At 73.0% G+C, this 21,714-nt stretch carries 16 protein-coding genes; 3 read left to right on the top strand and 13 right to left on the bottom strand.

The features are described 5' to 3' along the window. Window positions 1-1,317 carry a histidinol dehydrogenase gene (hisD, locus tag IN07_RS22175; RefSeq protein ID WP_036340747.1) on the bottom strand — a complete coding sequence of 439 codons (1,317 nt, stop codon included), beginning with the start codon at window positions 1,315-1,317 and terminating at the stop codon, window positions 1-3. 80 nt (window positions 1,318-1,397) lie between these two features. On the opposite strand from hisD, the gene IN07_RS22170 reads away from it, so the two are divergent. Then, window positions 1,398-2,345: an LON peptidase substrate-binding domain-containing protein gene (locus tag IN07_RS22170; RefSeq protein WP_052091636.1), complete on the top strand. Its 948-nt coding sequence runs from the start codon at window positions 1,398-1,400 to the stop codon at window positions 2,343-2,345. A gap of 59 nt (window positions 2,346-2,404) precedes the next feature. Here IN07_RS22170 and IN07_RS24290 read toward each other — a convergent pair whose 3' ends face one another. The 5 genes from IN07_RS24290 to lspA all read right to left on the bottom strand — a co-directional run bounded on the left by IN07_RS24290 (window position 2,405) and on the right by lspA (window position 9,440). After that, entirely contained in the window at window positions 2,405-3,127 is a 723-nt protein-coding gene (locus tag IN07_RS24290) for a DUF2567 domain-containing protein (protein ID WP_052091635.1), read from the bottom strand. 106 nt (window positions 3,128-3,233) lie between these two features. Next, complete coding sequence (dnaE, locus tag IN07_RS22160; RefSeq protein ID WP_231558533.1) at window positions 3,234-6,791, bottom strand: DNA polymerase III subunit alpha; 3,558 nt, start codon at window positions 6,789-6,791, stop codon at window positions 3,234-3,236. A 229-nt stretch (window positions 6,792-7,020) separates the two neighbouring features. Continuing rightward, complete coding sequence (locus IN07_RS22155) at window positions 7,021-7,818, bottom strand: CPBP family intramembrane glutamic endopeptidase (RefSeq protein ID WP_036340745.1); 798 nt, start codon at window positions 7,816-7,818, stop codon at window positions 7,021-7,023. A gap of 12 nt (window positions 7,819-7,830) precedes the next feature. After that, window positions 7,831-8,802, bottom strand: coding sequence for an RluA family pseudouridine synthase (locus IN07_RS22150; RefSeq protein WP_197058605.1), 972 nt, complete (start codon window positions 8,800-8,802; stop codon window positions 7,831-7,833). A gap of 56 nt (window positions 8,803-8,858) precedes the next feature. After that, the gene (lspA, locus tag IN07_RS22145) at window positions 8,859-9,440 is read right to left on the bottom strand and encodes a signal peptidase II (protein WP_052091634.1); all 582 of its coding nucleotides are present in this window, start codon (window positions 9,438-9,440) and stop codon (window positions 8,859-8,861) included. 313 nt (window positions 9,441-9,753) lie between these two features. Here lspA and mqo point away from each other — a divergent pair, with 313 nt between their 5' ends. Further along, window positions 9,754-11,238, top strand: a complete 1,485-nt coding sequence (gene mqo, locus IN07_RS22140; protein ID WP_036340742.1) for a malate dehydrogenase (quinone) — start codon at window positions 9,754-9,756, stop codon at window positions 11,236-11,238. A gap of 141 nt (window positions 11,239-11,379) precedes the next feature. Here mqo and IN07_RS22135 read toward each other — a convergent pair whose 3' ends face one another. Next, entirely contained in the window at window positions 11,380-12,891 is a 1,512-nt protein-coding gene (locus tag IN07_RS22135) for a potassium/proton antiporter (protein WP_036340740.1), read from the bottom strand. 107 nt (window positions 12,892-12,998) lie between these two features. Here IN07_RS22135 and ileS point away from each other — a divergent pair, with 107 nt between their 5' ends. Next, on the top strand, window positions 12,999-16,142 hold the full coding sequence (ileS, locus tag IN07_RS22130) for an isoleucine--tRNA ligase (RefSeq protein WP_036340864.1): 3,144 nt from the start codon (window positions 12,999-13,001) through the stop codon (window positions 16,140-16,142). Between the two features lie 148 nt (window positions 16,143-16,290). Here the strand turns inward: ileS and wag31 are convergent, their stop codons facing one another. The 6 genes from wag31 to ftsZ form a co-directional block, all read right to left on the bottom strand. Then, the gene (gene wag31 / locus IN07_RS22125) at window positions 16,291-17,028 is read right to left on the bottom strand and encodes a DivIVA-like cell division protein Wag31 (protein ID WP_036340738.1); all 738 of its coding nucleotides are present in this window, start codon (window positions 17,026-17,028) and stop codon (window positions 16,291-16,293) included. 97 nt (window positions 17,029-17,125) lie between these two features. After that, window positions 17,126-17,425 carry a YggT family protein gene (locus IN07_RS22120; RefSeq protein ID WP_036340735.1) on the bottom strand — a complete coding sequence of 100 codons (300 nt, stop codon included), beginning with the start codon at window positions 17,423-17,425 and terminating at the stop codon, window positions 17,126-17,128. Window positions 17,426-17,476: 51 nt separating this feature from the next. Continuing rightward, window positions 17,477-18,292: a cell division protein SepF gene (locus IN07_RS26800; RefSeq protein ID WP_036340732.1), complete on the bottom strand. Its 816-nt coding sequence runs from the start codon at window positions 18,290-18,292 to the stop codon at window positions 17,477-17,479. Window positions 18,293-18,400: 108 nt separating this feature from the next. Then, window positions 18,401-19,120, bottom strand: coding sequence for a YggS family pyridoxal phosphate-dependent enzyme (locus IN07_RS22110; RefSeq protein WP_036340728.1), 720 nt, complete (start codon window positions 19,118-19,120; stop codon window positions 18,401-18,403). 99 nt (window positions 19,121-19,219) lie between these two features. Continuing rightward, entirely contained in the window at window positions 19,220-19,951 is a 732-nt protein-coding gene (gene pgeF, locus IN07_RS22105; protein ID WP_197058604.1) for a peptidoglycan editing factor PgeF, read from the bottom strand. A 123-nt stretch (window positions 19,952-20,074) separates the two neighbouring features. Further along, window positions 20,075-21,388: a cell division protein FtsZ gene (gene ftsZ / locus IN07_RS22100; RefSeq protein WP_036340723.1), complete on the bottom strand. Its 1,314-nt coding sequence runs from the start codon at window positions 21,386-21,388 to the stop codon at window positions 20,075-20,077. Window positions 21,389-21,714 lie beyond the last annotated feature (326 nt).

The raw sequence follows: 21,714 nt of genomic DNA, 5'->3' as shown, positions 1-21,714 counted from the left end.
TCACGACCGGGACGGCGACTGCTGCCGGGCCCGCACCGCGGCGGCGTGTGCCGGCAGGTCCTCGGCTCCGGCCAGGGCGTCGATGTGCCCGGCGACCTCGGCGAGGGCCTGCTCGTCGTACTCGACCACGTGGATCCCACGGAGGAACGTCTGGACGCTGAGCCCGCTGGAGTGCCGGGCGCAGCCGCCGGTGGGGAGCACGTGGTTGGAGCCGGCGGCGTAGTCGCCGAGGGAGACCGGCGCCCACGGGCCGACGAAGACGGCGCCGGCGTTGCGCACCCGCATCGCCACCTCGCGGGCATCGCGGGTCTGGATCTCCAGGTGCTCGGCGGCGTAGGCGTCGACCACGGCCAGCCCGGCGTCCAGGTCGTCGACCAGCACGATGCCCGACTGGGTGCCCCCGAGCGCGGTGGTGATCCGGTCGCTGTGCTTGGTGGCCGCCACCTGTCCGGGCAGCAGCTCACCGACGGCGTCGGCGAGCTCCTCGCTGGTGGTGACCAGCACCGCACCGGCCAGCGGGTCGTGCTCGGCCTGGCTGATCAGGTCGGCGGCGACGTGCACCGGGTCGGCGGTGTCGTCGGCCAGGATGGCGACCTCGGTCGGGCCGGCCTCGGAGTCGATGCCGACGAGGCCACGCAGCAGCCGCTTCGCCGCGGTCGTGTAGACGTTGCCCGGCCCGGTGACCAGGTCGACCGGCGCGCAGGAGCCGGCGCCGTAGCCGAAGACGGCGATCGCCTGGGCCCCGCCGACCGCGTACACCTCGGTGACGCCCAGCAGCGCGCACGCCGCGAGCACCCCGGGGTCGGGCAGGCCGCCGTTGTCCCGCTGCGGCGGGCTGGCCACCGCGATCGAGGTGACGCCGGCCAGCTGCGCCGGGACGACGTTCATGACCACCGAGCTCAGCAGCGGGGCCAGGCCGCCGGGCACGTACAGCCCGACCCGGCGCACCGGCACCCAGCGCTCGGTGACGGTGCCGCCGCGCACCACGTCGGTGGTGACGTCGGTCCGGCGCTGGTCGGCGTGCACGATCCGCACCCGGCGGATCGACTCCTCCAGGGCGGCGCGCACCGCGGGGTCGACGGTGGCCAGCGCCTCGTCCAGCGCGGCCTGCGGCACGGCCATGTCCGGGACGTCCACGCCGTCCAGCCGCGCGGTGATCTCGCGGACCGCCTCCGCGCCGCGCAGCCGCACGTCGTCGCAGATGGGCCGGACGACGTCCAGCACCGAGTCGATGTCGACGCCGGCGCGCGGCAGCAGCTGGGCGAGCTCACGCGGCCCGGGCAGAGCAGGACCACGCAGGTCGATGCGGGACAGCACGGAGCACCTCCGGGTACGACGGGAGAACACCCCACGGTAGACGGCGGGTGCACCGGCCCCGCTGCCCGTAGGCTCCCGGCGTGGGCGAGGACGGGACCGCAGGCCGGGAGGTCATCCCGCTGTTCCCCCTGGAGACCCCGCTCTTCCCCGGCGTGGTCCTGCCGCTGCAGATCTTCGAGCCCCGGTACCGCCAGCTCGTCGCCGACCTCTCCGCGCTCCCGGAGGGGACACCGCGCCGGTTCGGGGTCGTGGCGATCCGCCAGGGCTGGGAGGTGGACCGCGTCTCGCCTGCCGAGGCCCTGTTCGACGTGGGCTGCACCGCGGCGCTGCGCGTCGTCGCACCCCAGTCCGACGGTGGGTACCAGGTGGTGGCCGTCGGCGATGAGCGCTTCCGGCTGCTCGAGGTCCTGGCGCCCGCCGACCTGGACGAGCACGCGGTGCCCGCCGGCGGCGGGGAGACCGACGCCGGCGCCGGCGCCCCGCCGACGTACCTGCGCGCGGTCGTCGAGTGGCTCGACGAGGAGGAGGCGGCCGAGGAGGCCGCTGGGGACGCCGAGGGGCTGATCGGCGTGGACACCGCCCCCGGGCTGGAGCCCGACGACGTCGTGACCGAGGTGGCCCGCGGCTCGCTGGAGCTGTTGGCCGGGAACGTCCGCGACCTGTTCGCCCGGTACGTCGCCGACGTCGCCATCCGCCAGGGCGGCGGCGACGGGCTCCCGGACGAGGTGCTGGACGCACTGACCTCCGACGACCTGGTGCCCGAGGACGACGCCGCCCCGGCCGGGATCGCCGACACCGCGGCCCTGCTGCGCGAGGTCAGTGACGACGCGCGGGGGCTGTCCTACCTGGTGGCCTCGGTGGCCCTGCTGACCACCGAGGACCGGCAGGCGCTGCTGGCCGAGTCCGCGACGCGCCGCCGCCTGGCCATGGAGTCCCGGATGCTGCGCCGGGAGCTCACCCTGCTGCGGACCCTCGGGGCGGTCCCGGTGCCGCTGCGCCAGTTCGCCACTCCACTGACCCCCAACTGAAGAAGGACCCCCTTGCCCCCGCCGCTCGCAGGCTCGCGGCGGGACCCTGCAAGGGGACCTCAGAGGCGGCGGGGAGCTGCCGGTGGCACCGGCGGGAGCGGCGGGCGGAGCGGCAGCTGGTGCTCCGGTCGCGGGGCACCGTCGTCGGGGCGGCCGAGGTCGTCGTCCGGCGTGAGCGCGGTGGCCACCAGGTAGGTGAGGACGGCGACGAAGGGGCCGACGGCCAGCGCCGCGGTCGCGCCCAGGTCGACGCCGGTGGTGACCGTCGCCCCGACCTCGGTCAGCTCCGCCTCGGTGGGCCCGGCCCCCAGCCACTCCCCCAGCTGCCAGGCGACGACACCAGCACCGACCATCCCGGTGGCCAGGCCGACCAGCGCGGGCACCCCACGGCGGCTGCGCACCAGCCACACCAGGACGCCGGCCACGAGCCCCAGCCCGGCCAGCACGAGGACGTACACGCCGTCGTCGGCCATGAACACCTCGGCGCTCGGCACCCCGACCACCGGCACGAGCTGGCCCTCGGTGACCCGGTAGTCGACCCGCGGGGCGAGCCAGGCCCACAGGGCACCGGCCCCCAGGCCGGCGACCGTCAACGCCAGGACGGTGACCAGCCCGGCCCGCAGGTCGGCGCGACCGCCGCGCAGACCGGGCCCCCACCCGGCCCGGCTCGCCGGCTGCCGGGGCGCCCAGCCCGGTGGGGGTGGCGCCTGCCGGGACGCCGGCGGGGCGCCGGGACCGGCCGGCGCACCCGGTACCGGCCCGGCGGTGCGGGGATCGGTCACCGGTCCAGTGTCGCTGGCCCGGCTGTGCGCGCTCCCGCGGCCCGACCCAGCGCACCCGTGCGGGGGCCCACCGCCGGCCCCGTCCCGAGGAGGACGGGGTGCCCCTTCACAGGAGGGCGACGCTGGTCGGACCCAGCAGTGCCTTGATGTCGCCCATCAGCGCGGTGCTGGGCTGGACCCGTAGCCCCTGGTCCAGCCGCAGGACCGTCTCGCGGCCGCCGTTGAGCAGCTTGAGCTGTACCTCGGTGGTGCCCGGGTGGCTGCCCAGCACCTCGCGGAGACGCTCCACCACCGGTGGCGTGCAGCGGGACGCCGGCATCGAGACCAGTACCGGCCCGCGGGGGCCGTCGGTGACCTCGGGGACGTACACCTCGGAGGCGAACAGCGAGGGGGTGTCGTCCCGGCGGTTGATCCGGCCCTTGACCACCACGATCTGGTCCCGGACCACCTTGTCCTGGACCTGCTCCCACGTCTTGGGGAAGAACAGCACCTCCAGCCCGGCCTCGAGGTCCTCGATGGTGGCGATGGCCCACGGGGCGCCCTGCTTGTTCGTACGCGGGCCGACCGCGGTGAGGATGCCGGCGATCGTGACGTTCGCGCCGTCCTCGACCCCGCCGGAGATGATCTCGGCCAGCGCGGTGTCGGCGTGCGAGGTGAGCACGTGCTCCACCCCGTGCAGCGGGTGGTCGGAGACGTAGAGGCCGAGCATGTCCCGCTCGAACACCAGCTTCTCCGACTTCGACCAGTCGGCGGTGGGGATCGCGATGTCCAGCGAGGAGCCGAACGGGTCGTCGGCGGTCTCGCCGAAGCTGCCGAAGAGGTCGAACTGCCCCTCGGCCTCCTTGCGCTTCACACCCATCGCCTGGTCGACGGCGTTGGCGTGGATCGCCGCGATGCCCTGCCGGGAGTGGCCCATGGAGTCGAAGGCCCCGGCCTTGGCCAGGGACTCGATGACCTTCTTGTTGCAGGCCACCGTGTCGATCTTGCGCATGAAGTCGGCGAAGTCCTTGAACGCGCCCTTCTCCTCGCGCGCCCGCACGATCGAGTCGACGACGTTGTGCCCGACGTTGCGCACCGAGGCCATGCCGAAGCGGATGTCGGTGCCGACGGCGGTGAAGTCCCAGGAGGACTCGTTGACGTCCGGCGGGAGCACCTTGATGCCCATCCGGCGGCACTCGGCCAGGTACACCGGTCGGCGGTCCTTGTCGTCGCCCACGCTGGTGAGCAACCCGGCCATGTACTCGGCCGGGTAGTTGGCCTTGAGGTAGGCGGTCCAGTACGAGACCAGCCCGTAGGCCGCCGAGTGCGCCTTGTTGAACGCGTAGTCGGCGAACGGGACCAGGATGTCCCAGAGCGTCTTGACCGCGGCGGCGGAGAAGCCGTTGGCCTTCATGCCGGCCTCGAAGCCGACGTACTCGGCGTCCAGCACCGACTTCTTCTTCTTGCCCATCGCGCGGCGGAGCAGGTCGGCCTTGCCGAGGGAGTACCCGGCGACCTTCTGCGCGATCGCCATGACCTGCTCCTGGTACACGATCAGGCCGTAGGTCTGACCCAGGATCTCCTCGAGCGGCTCGGCCAGCTCCGGGTGGATCGGGGTGATCTCCTGCTGGCCGTTCTTGCGCAGCGCGTAGTTGGTGTGCGAGTTCGCGCCCATCGGGCCGGGCCGGTAAAGCGCGCCGACGGCGGAGATGTCCTCGAAGTTGTCCGGGCGCATCAGCCGCAGCAGCGACCGCATCGGGCCACCGTCGAACTGGAAGACCCCCAGGGTGTCGCCGCGCCCGAGCAGCTCATAGGTCTTCTTGTCGGTGAGGTCCTTGCTGATCTCGTCGAGGTCGACCGGGTCCTTGCCGTTGATGACGATGTTGCGCAGCGCGTCGTCGATCACGGTCAGGTTGCGCAGGCCCAGGAAGTCCATCTTGAGCAGGCCGAGGGTCTCGCAGGTCGGGTAGTCGAACTGCGTGATCACCGCGCCGTCGGCCTCGCGGCGCATGATCGGCACGCTGTCGATCAGCGGGTACCGGCCGATGATGACGCCGGCGGCGTGCACGCCCCACTGCCGCTTCAGCCCCTCGAGCTTGCGGGCCTGGTCGATGACCTCGGCCGCGCCCGGGTCGGACTCGTAGCGGGCCCGGAACTCCCCGGCCTCCTTGTAGCGCTCGTGCTTGGGGTCGAAGATCCCCGACAGCGGGATGTCCTTGCCCATGACGCCGGGGGGCATCAGCTTGGTCAGCTCATCGCCCACCGAGTAGGGCCGGTCGAGCACCCGGGCGGCGTCCTTGATCGCGGCCTTGGCCTTGATCGTGCCGTAGGTGACGATCTGGCTGACCCGCTCCTCGCCGTACTTCTCCGAGACGTAGCGGATCACCTCACCGCGGCGGCGGTCGTCGAAGTCGATGTCGACGTCGGGCATGGAGACGCGCTCGGGGTTGAGGAACCGCTCGAAGATCAGCCCGTGCTGCAGCGGGTCGAGGTCGGTGATGCCCATGGCGAAGGCGGCCATCGACCCAGCGGCCGAGCCGCGGCCCGGGCCGACCCGGATGCCGTTGTCCTTGGCCCAGTTGATGAAGTCGGCGACCACGAGGAAGTACCCCGGGAAGCCCATCTGGGTGATGATCCCGACCTCGTAGTCGGCCTGCTTGCGCACGTGGTCGGGGATGCCGGCGGGGTAGCGCTTGTGCAGCCCGGCCTCGACCTCCTTGATGAACCAGGAGGTCTCGTCCTCGCCCTCGGGCAGCGGGAACCTGGGCATCAGGTCGGCGCCCTCGGTGAAGGTCACCTCGCACTGCTCGGCGATCAGCAGGGTGTTGTCGCAGGCCTCGGGGTGCTCGGAGAACAGCGCGCGCATCTCCGCGGCCGACTTCAGGTAGTAGCCGTCGCCGTTGAACTTGAAGCGGTTGGGCTCGTTGAGCCGTGAGCCGGTCTGGATGCACAGCAGGGCATCGTGGGCGGCGGCGTCCTCGCGGTGGGTGTAGTGCAGGTCGTTGGTGCCCAGCAGCGGGATGCCGAGCTCCTTGGCGATCTCCAGCAGGGCGGGCTTGGTCTTCTTCTCGATCGACAGGCCGTGGTCCATGATCTCGGCGTAGAAGTTCTCCCGCCCGAAGATGTCCTGGAAGTCGGCGGCGGCCTGCCGGGCGCGGTCGACCTTGCCCGCACGCAGCCACATGTTGACCTCGCCGGAGGGGCACCCGGTGGTCGCGATGAGGCCCTTGCCGTACTTCTCCAGCAGGTCACGGTCGAAGCGGGGCTTGCGGTACTGCCCCTCCAGGCTGGCCAGCGAGGAGAGCCGGAACAGGTTGTGCATCCCCTCGGTGGTCTTGGCCAGCAGGGTCATGTGCGTGTAGGCGGCCTTGCCGCGGTTGGACCCGCCGTCGCCCTCCTCGTCGATCAGCTTGTCGCCGAAGTCGAACGGGGCGCGGTCGAAGCGCGAACCGGGCGTGTAGTAGCCCTCCATGCCGATGATCGGCTTCACGCCGGCGGCCTTGGCGGTCTTGTAGAAGTCGTAGGCGCCGAAGACGTTGCCGTGGTCGGTCATCGCCAGCGCCGGCATGCCCTCGTCGGCCGCGGCCTTGGTGACCTCACCGAGCTTGGCGGCCCCGTCGAGCATCGAGTACTCGGTGTGCACGTGCAGGTGCACGAAGTTCTCTGAGGACGGGGTGCTGCTCACGGTGCGGGGTGCTCCTCACGGGTCGCGTCGGCCCGGCCAGGCAGGGCAGCCAGGACCGACGTGGTCGTTCTCATGACCGGCGGGGAAGGCCGTTCAGCGGTGTCGCTCGGTGGTGCTGTCGAACGGGGACCGGTGCTGTCGATCCTCGCACCTCCGGAGGTCTACGCCGAGGGTCCGACAGAACGTGTCTCGGCGATCCGGACCACTCCGTCACGGCCGCTCCGGGGTCTCAGCGGGCGGCGGCCGGCAGCGCGGAGGAGGGCACGAAGAGGAACCGCAGGTCGATCGCGGCGTGCAGCAGCACCGGCAGCAGCAGCGACCCGGTGTCCAGGTAGACCCCGGCCAGCACGCCCCCGAGGACGCCGGTGGTCACCACCCCGGCCAGCCCCTGGTACGCGTGCGCCACGCCGAACGCGAGCGCGGCCACCAGGACCAGCACCAACGCCGGCAGCCCCGGGGCCAGCGCGGCCACCACGGCGAGGAAGAAGCCGCGGTAGAGCCACTCCTCGCACACCCCCGCGGTGACGCCGACCAGGGCGAACAGCCGACGCTCGGAGCGGCTGCGGGGAAGCAGGGCGAGCGTCGAGTGCCCCGGGGGCTCGGCGTGCCGGGCCTCGCCGGGGCGGGTGCGGCGCAGCGTCTCCGGCGGCGGCCCGGCCACGGCGCCGCCGCGCAGCGCCCGGGTGGTCAGCAGGACGAGCAGCCCGAGCACGACGACGGCCAGCCAGGTGCCAACCCCGGGCCAGCCCGTCGGCCAGCGCAGGCCCACCTCGGCCGCGCTCACCTCCGGAGCGGCGAGCCAGACCACGAGGGCGACCAGCGCCAGGCCCCACTCGAGCACCAGCAGCCGGCGGTAGAAGGAGCGGCGCGCGGCCGGGTCGGTGCGCAGCCGGCCCTCGAACCGCCGGTGCAGCACGTACCCGACGAACGGCTCCCCCACGACCAGGTAGACGGCGATGATCACCGCCGCCAGCTGCGCGGCGCCGAAGTCGGCGAGCGCAGCAGGGAGGTCGGGGGCTCCGGACACCGGTCGGACGCCTCAGTTCTCGGCGCGCAGGATCGCCAGGGCGCCGGCCAGGTCGGCCGGGTGGTCGCTGCTGAACTCGACCCAGCGCCCGTCGGCCGGGTGGGCGAACCCGAGCCGCACCGCGTGCAGCCACTGCCGCTCCATGCCGAGCCGGGCGGCCAGGGTCGGGTCGGCGCCGTAGGTCATGTCGCCGACGCACGGGTGGCGCAGGGCGGAGAAGTGGACGCGGATCTGGTGGGTGCGCCCGGTCTCCAGGTGGACGTCGACGAGGCTGGCCGCCGGGAACGCCTCCGCCACCTCGTAGTGGGTGACCGAGGGGCGGCCGCCGGTCACCACCGCGAACCGCCAGTCGTGCTTGGGGTGCCGGTCGATCGGGGCGTCGATCGTGCCCTTCGACGGATCGGGGTGCCCCTGCACCAGGGCCTGGTAGCCCTTGTCGACGGTCCGTTCCTTGAACGCCGCCTTGAGCAGGGTGTACGCCCGCTCGCTCTTCGCCACGACCATGAGGCCGGTGGTCGCGGCGTCCAGACGGTGCACGATGCCCTGCCGCTCGGCCGCACCGCTGGTGGAGATCCGGTAGCCCGCCGCGGCCAGTCCGCCGGTGACCGTGGGCCCGGTCCAGCCGGGGCTGCCGTGCGCGGCCACCCCGACCGGCTTGTCGATGACCACGACGTCGTCGTCGTCGTGGACGACCCGGAGCCCCGAGACCGGCGCCGGCGCGGCAGGCTCACCCGGCGGCGGCGGCAGCTCCACCTCCAGCCAGCTGCCGGCGGTCAGCCGGTCACCCTTGCCCCGGGCGCGCCCGTCGACGACCACGGCACCTCCGTCGGCCAGGTCGGCGGCGACGGCGCGGGTGACCCCGAAGAGGCGCACCAGGGCCTGGTCGACCCGCTGGCCCTCGAGCCCGTCGGGCACGGGCAGCGACCGGTGCTCACCGGGTCGCCCGCCGGCGGAGGAGGACGCCTGGCCGGGACTGCTGGTCACCGCACCATTGTGACGGGTGGGGCACCCTGCCCGGCCGCCGCCGGGCCGACCTGCGCTCAGCCGGTGACGGCGTCCGGCCGGTCGCTGCTGCGACTGCCGTCGAACTCGATGCCCCGGAAGGCGAGCAGCACACCCAGCACGCCGCCGCAGACGATCGCCGAGTCGGCGATGTTGAAGATCGGGAACACCCGGCCGTAGGGGTCGAACACCGAGATGAAGTCGACGACGCCGCCCTGCAGGAAACCCGGGTCACGGAACACCCGGTCGATCAGGTTGCCCAGGGCACCGCCCAGCACCAGGCCCAGGGTCACCGCCCACGCGGTCGAGTACATCCGCCGCGCGCTGCGCACGATCACCACGACCACGGCCAGCGCGATCAGGCTGAACACCACCGTGGCGCCCTCGGCGAAGGAGAACGCCGCACCGGTGTTGCGCGCCTCGGTGAGGTACAGCGCCCCACCGAGCAACCGCAGCGGCTCCCGGTCGGACAGCGTGGCCACGACGACGAGCTTGGTGGCCAGGTCCAGCGCCAGGACGACGGTGGCCAGGACCAGCAGCAGGCGGGCCCGGGAACGCCCACGCGGCCCGGTGGCTGCCGCCGGGGTCGCGCCGGTCGAGGAGTCGGGCTGCTCGGACATCGCCGTCCTCCCCGCTGGCGGCCCCGGTGACCACGTCAGCGACGACGATAGCGGCCGGCCGGGCCCGCTCCGGCAGACCGCGGCGGTGCCCCCGGTCCCGGGCGCCCGCGCCGAGGGGCAGGATCGGCGCCGGTCGGCCCGACGCGTCATCCGGGCCGGCGCTGCGCGCGGAGGCGACGCGGAGGACCCTGGGACGGGTGCGCCTGTGATGCATCTCATCCCCTCACTTCGGGGGGACGCCCGGGTTCCGGACGTGTCGTCCGCCGACGCGGACGACGATGGGCCGGTACGCACTCAGTCACGGAGGCAGATCTTGACCACGGATGGTTCCTCGAACCCCGACGTAGTCCTCGTCGGCGGCGGCATCATGAGCGCGACGCTCTCCGCGCTCCTGGGCGTCGTGGCGCCGGACTGGACCGTCGCGGTCTTCGAGTCCGCCGACCAGGTCGCCGGTGAGAGCTCCGACGCGTGGAACAACGCCGGCACCGGCCACTCGGCCCTGTGCGAGCTGAACTACACCCCCGCCGCACCCGACGGGCACGTCGACACCGCCAAGGCCGTCGGCATCAACGAGCAGTTCCAGGTGTCCCGGCAGTTCTGGTCGCACCTGGTGCGCTCCGGCCTGACCGACTCCCCGAAGCGGTTCATCACCTCGGTGCCGCACGTCAGCTTCGTCACCGGTGAGGCCGGGCGGCAGTACATGCGCACCCGGTACGACGCGCTGGCCACCGAGCCGCTGTTCGCCGAGATGGAGCACACCGACGACCGCGACGTGCTCGCCTCGTGGGTGCCGCTGATGATGGCCGGCCGACCGGCCGGGGAGGTCGCCGCCGCGACCCGGTCGCTGGCCGGCACCGACGTCAACTTCGGGGCGCTGACCCGGCTGCTGCTGGACACCGCCGTCAGCCGCGGCGTCGAGCTGCACACCTCCACCCGGGTCCGCAAGGTGCGGCGGGAGTCCGACGGGCGCTGGGCGGTCACCGTCCGCTCCGGCTCGGGCCGCAGCCGCACCGTGCGCACCCGCTTCCTCTTCGTCGGGGCCGGCGGCGGGGCGCTGCCGCTGCTGCAGGGCTCCGGCATCCCGGAGATCCGCGGTTTCGGCGGGTTCCCGGTCAGCGGTCAGTTCCTGCGCACCCGCTCCCCGGAGCTGGTCGGTCAGCACCAGGCCAAGGTCTACGGCCAGGCGAAGGTCGGCGCGCCGCCGATGTCGGTGCCGCACCTGGACCTGCGGCTGATCGACGGCGAGCAGGCCCTGCTGTTCGGGCCCTACGCGGGCTTCTCCCCCAAGTTCCTCAAGGCCGGGTCGATGTGGGACCTGCCGAAGTCGGTGCGCAGCGGCAACCTGGGCTCCATGCTCGGCGCCGGGATCGCCAACATCCCGCTCACCAAGTACCTGGTCGGCCAGGTCCTGCAGTCGACCAGCGCGCGGTTCCGCGCGCTGGAGGAGTTCGTGCCGACCGCCGAGCAGGACGACTGGGAGCTCATCACCGCCGGCCAGCGGGTGCAGGTCATCAAGCAGGACCCGACGACCGGCCGCGGGGTGCTGCAGTTCGGCACCGAGCTGATCGTGGGGGCCGAGGGCTCGATCGCCGGTCTGCTCGGCGCCTCCCCGGGCGCCTCCACCGCCACCTCGGCGATGCTCACGCTGCTGGAGCGCTGCTTCCCGGAGCGGATGGACACCTGGCGTCCGCTGCTGCAGGAGGCCATCCCCTCCTACGGTCACAAGCTGTCCCAGGACCCGGCCCTGATGGCCGAGGTCCGCGCCGACACGACGAAGACGCTCGAACTCCAGGGCTGAGCGCCCCGGTCGCGGGGCCCGGAGGGCTCCCGACCGGGGCACTCGACCGCAACCCGAAGCGGGTCCTCGCGGTCCGGAGGACCGCTAACCGGGAACGGCTCCTGGCCGCGGTGTCGGCCGGAGGCCGACAGATCCAGCAGCTCAATCACTCTCGCTGGGCTGGCCGCTCTCGCCGCGCCAGGTGGCCAGCCGGCCGGCCCGGCTGACCGCGCGCAGCCGGCGCTCGGCCTCCTGGCGGGAGCCGCGCGCGGACACCAGCAGCGCCTGGTCGCCGTGCATCAGCCGGGTGGACCGGTCGGGGACGAACGGCTTGCCGTCGCGGACGACGAGGACCACCGCGGCGTCCTCCGGCAGCCGGAGCTCGGGCAGGTAGACGCCGTGCAGCCGGGACGTCTCGGGCACCCGCAGCTGCATCAGCTCCGCACCGAGCTCGTCGAGCGGGGCGGACTCGACGTCGATGTCCCGTGGTGTGACCGGGGTGGCGATCCGCAGCAGCCGGGCGACCCAGGGCAGCGACCAGCCCTGGATGAGCGTGAAGACGACGACGAGCACGAACACCGTGTCGAAGATGCGTCCGGCTCCCGGCACCTGGGCGGCGACCGGGAAGGTCGCGAGCACGATGGGCACCGCACCGCGGAGTCCGGCCCAGGAGATGAACAGCTGCTGGGTGACCGGGATCCGGAACCAGACCAGGCTGAGCAGGACCGACAGGGGCCGGGCGACCAGCAGCAGCGCGCCGCCCACGAGCAGGGCGGGGAGCAGGGCGTCGGGGAGCCGGGACGGGGAGACCAGCAGCCCGAGCAGCACGAACAGGCCGATCTGCGCGAGGGACGCGAGCCCCTCCGCGAAGCCGATGCTCGCTGCCCGGTGCGGCAGCGGTGCGTTGCCGAGCACCAGGCCGCAGAGGTAGACGGCCACGATCCCCGAGGTCTGCGCGAGCGTGGCGCTGGAGTAGGCCAGCACGCACAGCGCCATCATCGCCAGGGGGTAGAAGCCGGCCAGCGGGAGCGCGGCCCGGCGCAGCAGCAAGGAACCGCTGAAGCCGATGGCCAGCCCGATCACCGAGCCGCCGACGAGCTCGAGGAGCACTCGGGCGAGCACGAGGTACCAGACGTCCGTCGTCCCGCCGGTCAGCTGTTCGGACAGGACCAGGACGAGCAGGATGACCGGGGCGTCGTTCAGCCCGCTCTCCGCCTCCAGCGAGGCGGCCAGCCGGCGGGGCAGCGGGAGCCTGCGCAGGGTCGCGAAGACGGCCGCGGCGTCGGTCGAGCTGATCACCGCAGCCAGCAGGATGGCGAAGCCCCAGGTGTAGCCCAGGAGCCACACGGTCACCGCCGCGGTGACGGTGATGCTGACGGCCACACCCACGGTCGCCAGGGTCAGCCCGGGGCCGATGGCGCGGCGGAGGTCGGACCAGCGGGTGGTCAACCCCCCCTCGGCGAGGATCACCACCAGCGCGGCCACCCCGAGCGTCTGGGTGAGCTGGACGTCGTCGAACTGCACGCCCAGTCCGCTCTCCCCGATGGCCATCCCCAGTGCCAGGTAGATCAGCAGGGAGGGGAGACCGAGCCGGTCGGCGAGCCGCAAGGCCACCGCCGCGACCAGCACCACCAGTGCGCCGAGGGCGAGCGCGACGGTGATGGTGGTGTTCATCGGCGGGCCCCCATGGGGGCAGTCTCCCGTACGGCGTCCCGGGGCCGTGCGCGCCGCGGACCGGCGGCTGCGCGAGGGGGGTGGCGGGGTCGGGGATGATGGACGGCGTGAGTGCTCCCTCCGGCCCGTTCCAGGCCCTCCCCCCGCAGGTCGACCTGCCGGCCCTCGAACACGAGGTCCTCGAGCAGTGGGAGGCCGACAAGGTCTTCGCCCGATCGCTGGAAGGCTCCGCCGACCGGCCGCAGTGGGTCTTCTACGAGGGCCCGCCGACGGCCAACGGCCGCCCCGGCACCCACCACATCGAGGCGCGGGCGTTCAAGGACGTCTTCCCCCGGTTCAAGACGATGCAGGGGTACTCCGTCCCCCGGCGTGCGGGCTGGGACTGCCACGGCCTGCCGGTGGAGATCGCGGTGGAGCAGGAGCTCGGCTTCGCCGGCAAGCCGGACATCGAGCGCTACGGCATCGCCGAGTTCAACGCCCGCTGCCGGGAGTCGGTGGAGCGGCACGTCGGCGCCTTCGCCGAGCTGACCAGCCGGATGGGCTACTGGGTCGACATGTCGACGGCCTACCGGACCATGGACGCCAGCTACATCGAGAGCGTCTGGTGGTCCCTGCAGCAGGTGTTCGACAAGGGGCTGCTCGTGGAGGACCACCGGGTCGCCCCGTACTGCCCGCGCTGCGGCACCGGCCTGAGCGACCACGAGGTGGCCCAGGGCTACGAGACGCTGACCGACCCCTCGGTCTACGTCCGGCTCCCGGTCACCAGCGGCGAGTGGGCGGGCAGGGCCGACCTGCTCATCTGGACGACGACGCCGTGGACACTCCCGTCCAACACCGCGGTCGCCGTGCACCCCGACGTCACCTACGTGGTGGCCCGCACCGTCGACGGCACCTTCGTCGTCGCCGAGCCGCTGCTGACCGCCGCCCTCGGCGAGGGCGCGGAGGTGCTGGCGCGCACCGCCGGTCGGAACTGGGAGCGGGTGCACTACCAGCGGCCGTTCGAGCTGGTCGACTTCCCCGAGGGCGACGCGCACTTCGTCGTCCTGGCCGAGTACGTCACCACCGAGGACGGCACCGGGCTGGTCCACCAGTCCCCCGCCTTCGGCGCCGACGACTTCACCGTCTGCCGGTCCTACGGCCTGCCGGTGGTCAACCCGATCGACGCCACCGGCCACTTCACCGCCGACGTGCCGCTGGTCGGCGGCCACTTCTTCAAGGCCGCCGACCCGACCCTGGTGCAGGACCTGCAGGACCGAGGGGTGCTGTACCGGGAGATGCGGTACGAGCACAGCTACCCGCACTGCTGGCGCTGCCACACGCCGCTGATGTACTACGCGCAGCCGTCCTGGTACATCCGCACCAGCCAGGTCAAGGACCAGCTGCTGGCGCAGAACGAGCGGACGAACTGGCACCCGGAGAACATCCAGTGGGGCCGCTACGGCGACTGGCTGAACAACAACGTCGACTGGGCGCTGTCCCGTGACCGGTACTGGGGCACTCCCCTGCCGATCTGGCGCAACGACGCCGACCCGGCCCGGATGGTCGTCATCGGGTCGCTCGCCGAGCTGTCCGAGCGCACCGGCCGCGACCTGTCCGACCTGGACCCGCACCGGCCGTTCATCGACGAGGTGACCTTCACCGTGCCCGGTGAGGAGGGCACCTACCGCCGGGTCCGGCAGGTGATCGACGCCTGGTACGACTCCGGGTCGATGCCGTTCGCCCAGTGGGGTGCACCGCACCGGAACAAGGCGGAGTTCGAGGCCGCCTACCCGGCGCAGTTCATCGCCGAGGCGATCGACCAGACCCGCGGCTGGTTCTACACGCTGATGGCGGTCGGCACGCTGGTGTTCGAGCAGAGCTCGTACGAGAACGTGCTGTGCCTGGGCCACATCCTGGCCGAGGACGGCCGGAAGATGAGCAAGCACCTGGGCAACATCCTCGAGCCCATGCCGCTGATGGACCGGCACGGCGCCGACGCCGTCCGCTGGTTCATGCTGGCCGGTGGCTCGCCCTGGTCGGCCCGCCGGGTCGGCCACGAGACGCTGTCCGAGGTCGTCCGCAAGGTCCTGCTGACCTACTGGAACACCGCCAGCTTCTTCACCCTCTACGCCGAGACCAACGGCTGGGACCCAGTGGTCGCCCCCGCTCCCCCGCGCGCCGAGCGTCCGCTGCTGGACCGCTGGGCGCTCGCCGAGCTGGCGTCGGTCACCGCCGGCGTCACCGACGCGCTGGAGCAGTTCGACACCCAGACCGCCGGGCGGCTGATCGCCGAGTTCGTCGACGACCTGTCCAACTGGTACGTCCGGCGCAGCCGGCGCCGGTTCTGGGACGGCGACCCGGCCGCGCTGGGCACCCTGCACGAGGTGCTCGACGGGCTGACCCGGCTGATGGCGCCGTTCACCCCGTTCGTGACCGAGCGGGTGTGGCGTGACGCCGTGGTGCCCGGGGCGGCGGACGCCGTGGACTCGGTGCACCTGGCGAGCTGGCCGACCGTGGACACCGACGCCCGGGACGACGCCCTGGTGGCCCAGGTGGCACTGGTCCGCCGGCTGGTCGAGCTCGGCCGGTCCGCCCGCACGGCGGGCAAGGCCCGCACCCGCCAGCCACTGGCCCGGGCGCTCGTCGCCGCACCGGGCTGGGCGCAGCTGCCCCGTGACCTGGTCGCCGAGGTGGCCGAGGAGCTGAACGTCGCGGAGCTGACCGAGCTCGCCGCCGTCGACGGCTCGCTGGTCGACGTCTCGGTGAAGGTCGACTTCCGGGCGGTGGGCCGCCGGATGGGCAAGCAGGTGCAGGCCGTCGCCGCAGCTGTCGCCGCCGCGGACGCCGCCGAGCTGGTCGCCGCCTACCGGGCCGGGACGGCGACCGTGCCGGTCGACGGTGCGGAGGTGCCGCTCCTCGAGGGCGACCTGGTGGTGACCGAGACCCCGCGCGAGGGGTGGACGGTGGCCTCGGCCGGTGGGCTCACCGTCGCGCTCGACCTGACCCTGACCCCGGAGCTGGAGCGGGCCGGGCTGGTGCGCGAGGTCGTGCGGCTGGTGCAGGACGCCCGCAAGTCCAGCGGGCTGGCGGTCAGCGACCGGATCGAGCTCCGGTGGACCGGCGAGGGTGCGATCGCCCAGGCGCTCACCGAGCACGCCGCCCAGCTGGCCGCGGAGGTGCTGGCCACCGCCGTGCACGCCCAGCAGGCCGGGGAGGGCGACGGCCTCGAGGGCCCGGCTGGCGCCCGGGTCTGGATCACCCCGGCGCGCTGACGTCGGACGGGCCCCCGGTCAGCCCCGGGGGCCCGTCCCGTCCGGCCTGCTCAGCGCCGCGGAGGACCGGCAGCCAACTGAGCCCACAGCAGCACGAAGCCCCGCCGGACCAGGTCCGGCGGGGCTTCGTGCTGCTGTGCGTGGTGTGTCAGGCGCTGACGTGCTGGGTCTGCCGGCTGTTGGACGCCGGCTCGGCGGAGCCGCGGCTGTCCAGGTCACGCAGGTGTGACTCGAGGTAGGAGCGCAGCCGGGTGCGGTACTCCCGCTCGAAGGTGCGCAGCTCGTCGACCTTGCGCTCGAGGCTGGCCCGCTTCTCCTCCAGGGAGCCCATCGCCTCCACGTGCTTGCGCTCGGCGTCCTGGGCGAGGGCGGTGGCCTTGGCGCGGGCCTCCCGCTCCATCGTGTCCGCACGGGTGCGGGCGTCGCCCAGCATGGCGTCGGCGCGGCTCTTGGCCTCACCGACCATCTGCTCGCTCTTCGCCCGCGCCTCGGACATCATCCGGTCGCTGCTGCTCTTGGCGGTGCCCACCATCTGGTCGGCCTGGGCCTTGGCCTCGTTGACGTGCCGCTCGGCCGTCTCCGTGGCGAGCGCCAGCATCCGGGAGGCACGGATCGCGTCGTCCTCGCGCACCTGCGCCGCGGGCGTCTGGGTCGGCGGGGGCGGCGGGGCCGCGACGGTCATCGGCGCCGGCTCGGGCCGCTCCTCCCGCGCACCGGAGCCACCGGCACCGGAGCCGCGCAGGTCGTTGTTCTCCTCGATGAGCCGGGCGAGCTCGGCCTCGACCACGTCGAGGAACGCATCGACCTCGTCCTCGTCGTAGCCGCGCTTGCCGATCGGCGGCTTCTTGAAGACGACGTTGTGCACGTCGGCGGGAGTCAGTGGCATGCGGCTCACCTCAGGTCGGGCGGGAGGAACGGGAACGGGTCCAGATCGGCGGCGAACCGCATCGGGTCCACACCCCGCTCGGGCACGGTACGACGGATCATGCGATGGAGTAGGCCAGGCTGCTCAAGATGCTGCGCAGGAGGATCACGCCGATCAGCAGCACCATAAACCCCAGGTCCAGCCGGATGGACCCGAGGTTCAACGGCGGGATGACCTTGCGCACCGCCTTGAGCGGCGGGTCGGTCGCCGCGTAGACGACCTCGAGCCCCGCAGCGACCAGACCCTGCGGGCGCCAGCTGCGGGCGAGCACCATCACCCAGTCCACGACGAACCGGGCGAACAGGAGGATCAGGAAGACGAGCAGGATCGACGAGACGATCTGCAGAAGGAGAGCCACGGTCCTCGCTCGTTCGGGAGCACCTCGCGCCGGGGCGTGAGGTGCTCGGGGTCAGGACTGGCTGAAGAACCCGCCCTCACGGATGCGGGCCTTGTCCTCAGCCGTCACGTCGACGTCCTGCGGACTGAGCAGGAAGACCTTGGCCGTGACTCGCTCGATACTACCGTGCAGCCCGAACGTGAGACCGATGGCGAAGTCGACGAGCCGCTTCGCGTCGGCGTGCTCCATGTCGGTCAGGTTCATGATCACCGGCATGCCGTCCCGGAAGCGCTCGCCGATGGTGCGGGCCTCGTTGTAGGAGGCCGGGTGCACCGTGGTGATGCGGTAGTTCTGCGGGGACGGCGCGGGGGCCGGGGCCGGGGCCGGGGCGGGCTCGGGGACCGGCGCCACGGGCTCGCTCATGGCCAGACCGGCCGCGGCTCCGGACCCACCGGAGGAGATCCGGCTGCGGCCCGAGGAGCCGGCGCCCACGCTCCCGGCGGCGGACAGGCCGCCACCGGCGAGGCGCGCTGCGGTGCTGCCGCTCGACGGGGTGCCCGCCAGTCCGATCGTCCGGGGGGTGGCGGGACGCCGCCCGAGCGAGACCTCGGGCTCGGGGGCGCGCTCCTCGACCGGCTCGTCGGCGAGGCGCACGCCGGCGTACTCGGTGTCGTAGCCACCGCCGTAGCCGCTGCCGTAGCCGTAGCGGGACTCCTCTGCCACGGGGTCGGCGTCGTCGGCGGCGTAGCGGTCGTACCCGTGGTCGTAGCCACGGTCGTCCCGGTCGTAGTCGCTCTGACGTGCGGCGTAGCGGTCGTACCCACCGCGGGTGTCGTCGTCCTCGACGAGGCCGAGGTAGACCCCCATCCTCCGCATCGCTCCGGCCATCGGACGTCTCCCTCTGGTCTCGTCGGCGCTGGACGCCCCGCGCTGCAACAGGTTGCTGGGTGGTTCAGGTGGTGCTGGTGTGACTCGGCAGGGCGTACGGGTGGTGCGTCACTGCCCTGCGTCGGAGGTTAGGGGGCGGGTGCCGAACAACGCGGTACCGACACGCACCACGGTGGCCCCAGCTGTCACAGCAGCCTCCAGGTCGCCGCTCATGCCTGCCGATGTCTCCGAGGCACCAGGATGATCGGCGCGCACCCGGGTGGACAACCGGGCCAACCGCTCGAACGCCGGGCCGGGCTCCTCGGCCCGCGGGGCCACCGCCATCAGGCCGCGCAGGCGCAGCTCCGGCGCCGCGACGATCGCATCGGCGAGGCCGGGGACGTCGGCCGGCGCGGCGCCACCCCGACTGCCGAGCTCGCCCTCCGGGCCGCCCAGGTCGACCTGGACGTAGACGTCCAGGACCTGCTGCTCGCGTTCGGCGGCCCGGGCCAGCGCCGTCACGAGCGAGGCCCGGTCGACCGAGTGCACCGTGGCACCGAGCCGGGCCACCGGGCCGACCTTGTTCCGTTGCAGCTGCCCGACCAGGTGCCAGTGGAGCTCGGGGACGGTGGGGTCGGCGGCCAGCGCCGCCGCCTTGCCGACCAGCTCCTGCACGCGGTTCTCGGCGAAGTGCCGTTGCCCCAGTGCGGCGAGGGCCCGGACGTCCTCGGCCGACCACGTCTTGCTGACCGCCAGCAGGTGCACCTCGGCCGGGTCGCGGCCGGCCGCCCGGGCGGCGTCGTCGATCCGGGCGCGGACGGCCCGCAGGTTGTCGGCGAGGGACGTCATGCCCTGATCCTCCCCCTGGACCCGGACGTGCTGCCGGGCCCGTGTCCCGGCCCGGTCCAGTGCCGGCCCGGGACACGGGGAGAGCGGGGTCCCGCCGGATCAACCGAGCCAGACGACGCCCGCCTGGCGGCCGGTCACGCCGTCGCGGCGGTGGCTGAACAGCCGGGGGTCCTCGACGGTGCAGCGTGGGTCGTGCACGACCTGCCCGACCTCGGCTCGGCGGAGCACCTCGGCCAGCCCGGCCCGCAGGTCCAGCCCCGGCGTGCCGCGCCGGGTGCGGACCGCACTGGCCGGGGCGACCCGGGCGACGTCGGCCTGCATCTGCGCCGGCACCTCGTAGTCCAGGCCGCAGACGGCCGGGCCCAGCAGCGCCTCCACGTCGCCGGGGCGGGAGCCCAGCCGGGTCATCGCGGCCAGCGTGGCCGGGACGACACCGGCGCGCACGCCCTCCCGGCCGGCGTGCACCGCGGCGACCACCCCGGCGACGGGGTCGGCCAGCAGCACCGGCACGCAGTCGGCCACCAGCACGCAGAGCACCAGCCCGGGGGTGGCGGTCACCAGTGCGTCGACGTCGGCCACCGGGTTCTCCTCGGCGTCTTCGACGATCGCGACGCCGGTGCCGTGCACCTGGGTCATCCAGAGCAGCCGGTCGCCGGGCACGCCGAGCTCGCCGGCCAGCCGGGCCCGGTTGGCGGCCACGGCGTCGGGGTCGTCGCCGACGTGGACACCCAGGTTGAAGGAGTCGTACGGCGCAGCAGAACGGCCGCCCCGCCGGTCGGTGACGACCCGTCGGGGTCGCACCGCCGGCAGAGCGGCCGCGCTGTCAACCACGTACACATCCCATGGGAACGGCCCCCGTGCAGGGTCCCGCTGCGAGCATGGCGACCTGCTGGAACGGCCCTCTTTCAGGGTCCCGCCCCGAGCCTGCGAGGGGTGGGGGGAAAGAGGGTCCTCTCACTGGCTGCGCAGGAACTCGGGGATGTCGAGCTCTTCCTCGAAGTCGTCGGTCGCGAGCGGCCGGCGGGTGCCGCCGGACTGCCCGGCGATCGGCGGCAGCGGGGGCACCGTGATCCCGCCACCCTGCGGCGCACTGCCGGGCTGTCCCGGTCGCGGCGCCGACGGCGAGGAGGTCACGGGTGCCGCCGGGACCTGCGGCGGTGCAGCCTGGGCCGGAGCCTGGCTGGCCGGCCGCTCGCCGGTCTGTGCCGGCACCGACGGACGGGCCGCCGGCGGAGCACTGACCGGTGCGGCCGGAGCAGCCGGGGCGGTCGGGGCCGAGGTCGCCAACGGCGTGCTGCCGGCGTCCTTGCGGGTGCCGGGCTTGCCACCGTCGAACCCGGCCGCGATCACGGTGACCCGCACCTCGTCACCGAGGGCGTCGTCGATGACGGCACCGAAGATGATGTTGGCGTCGGGGTGCGCGGCGTCGGAGACCAGCGAGGCGGCCTCGTTGATCTCGAACAGACCCAGGTCCGACCCACCGGAGATCGACAGCAGGACGCCGTGGGCGCCCTCCATCGAGGCCTCCAGCAGAGGTGAGGCGATCGCCTGCTCGGCGGCCAGCAGCGCGCGGTTGTCGCCGCGGGCGCTGCCGATCCCCATCAGCGCCGACCCTGCCCCGGACATGACCGACTTGACGTCGGCGAAGTCCAGGTTGATCAGACCGGGGGTGGTGATCAGGTCGGTGATGCCCTGCACACCGGAGAGCAGGACCTGGTCGGCGGTGCGGAAGGCGTCCATCACGCTGACGTTCCGGTCGCCCAGCTGCAGCAGCCGGTCGTTCGGGATCACGATCAGCGTGTCGCACTCGTTGCGCAGCTCCTCGATGCCCGTCTCGGCCTGGACCGCCCGCCGCTTCCCCTCGAAGGAGAACGGGCGGGTGACCACACCGATCGTCAGGGCGCCGAGCTTGCGGGAGATGGAGGCGACGACGGGCGCACCGCCGGTGCCCGTGCCGCCACCCTCGCCGGCCGTCACGAAGACCATGTCGGCGCCCTTGAGCACCTCTTCGATCTCCTCGCGGTGGTCCTCGGCGGCCTGCCGGCCGACGTCGGGCTGCGCGCCGGCACCCAGACCTCGGGTGAGCTCACGACCGACGTCGAGCTTGACGTCGGCGTCGCTCATCAACAGTGCCTGCGCATCGGTGTTGATCGCGATGAACTCGACCCCCTTGAGGCCGACCTCGATCATGCGATTGACCGCGTTCACCCCGCCGCCGCCGATGCCGACGACCTTGATGACCGCTAGGTAGTTGTGCGGAGGTGTCATGCCGCGCTCCCCAACTGGACCCTCATCCTTAGGTTAAGCCTTATAGTTATGTCAACTGAGTCGCTGTGAGGACGAAGTTAGGTGCGCCCATCCGGGGCAGCAAGCACCCTCCTCGGCTCGGCGTGTCCATCGGGCGGATTCTCACGAGGATCTCCCGACCCATCCGTCACTTGGCACTCACCAGACGTGACGACCCGCCTGGTCAGCGTCTCCAGTTCACCTCGAGACATCTCCCGACCCCGTCGGCACGCCCGAGACGGAGGACTCGCGGACCTTTTTCCCGGCCGGGCGTGTCGGACGCTCCGCGTCACCCCTCGGGGCACCGG

This window comes from Modestobacter caceresii (assembly GCF_000761485.1).
GTDB classification, from domain to species: domain Bacteria; phylum Actinomycetota; class Actinomycetes; order Mycobacteriales; family Geodermatophilaceae; genus Modestobacter; species Modestobacter caceresii.
This window is presented reverse-complemented; position numbering and strand designations above follow the sequence as displayed.

Coding starts and splice junctions, on each gene's coding strand:
- IN07_RS22135 (WP_036340740.1), bottom strand. CDS start 12,891: ATGAACACCACCATCACCGTCGCGCTCGCCCTCGGCGCACTGGTGGTG.
- ftsZ (WP_036340723.1), bottom strand. CDS start 21,388: ATGACACCTCCGCACAACTACCTAGCGGTCATCAAGGTCGTCGGCATC.
- IN07_RS26800 (WP_036340732.1), bottom strand. CDS start 18,292: ATGGCCGGAGCGATGCGGAGGATGGGGGTCTACCTCGGCCTCGTCGAG.
- IN07_RS22110 (WP_036340728.1), bottom strand. CDS start 19,120: ATGACGTCCCTCGCCGACAACCTGCGGGCCGTCCGCGCCCGGATCGAC.
- lspA (WP_052091634.1), bottom strand. CDS start 9,440: ATGTCCGAGCAGCCCGACTCCTCGACCGGCGCGACCCCGGCGGCAGCC.
- wag31 (WP_036340738.1), bottom strand. CDS start 17,028: ATGCCACTGACTCCCGCCGACGTGCACAACGTCGTCTTCAAGAAGCCG.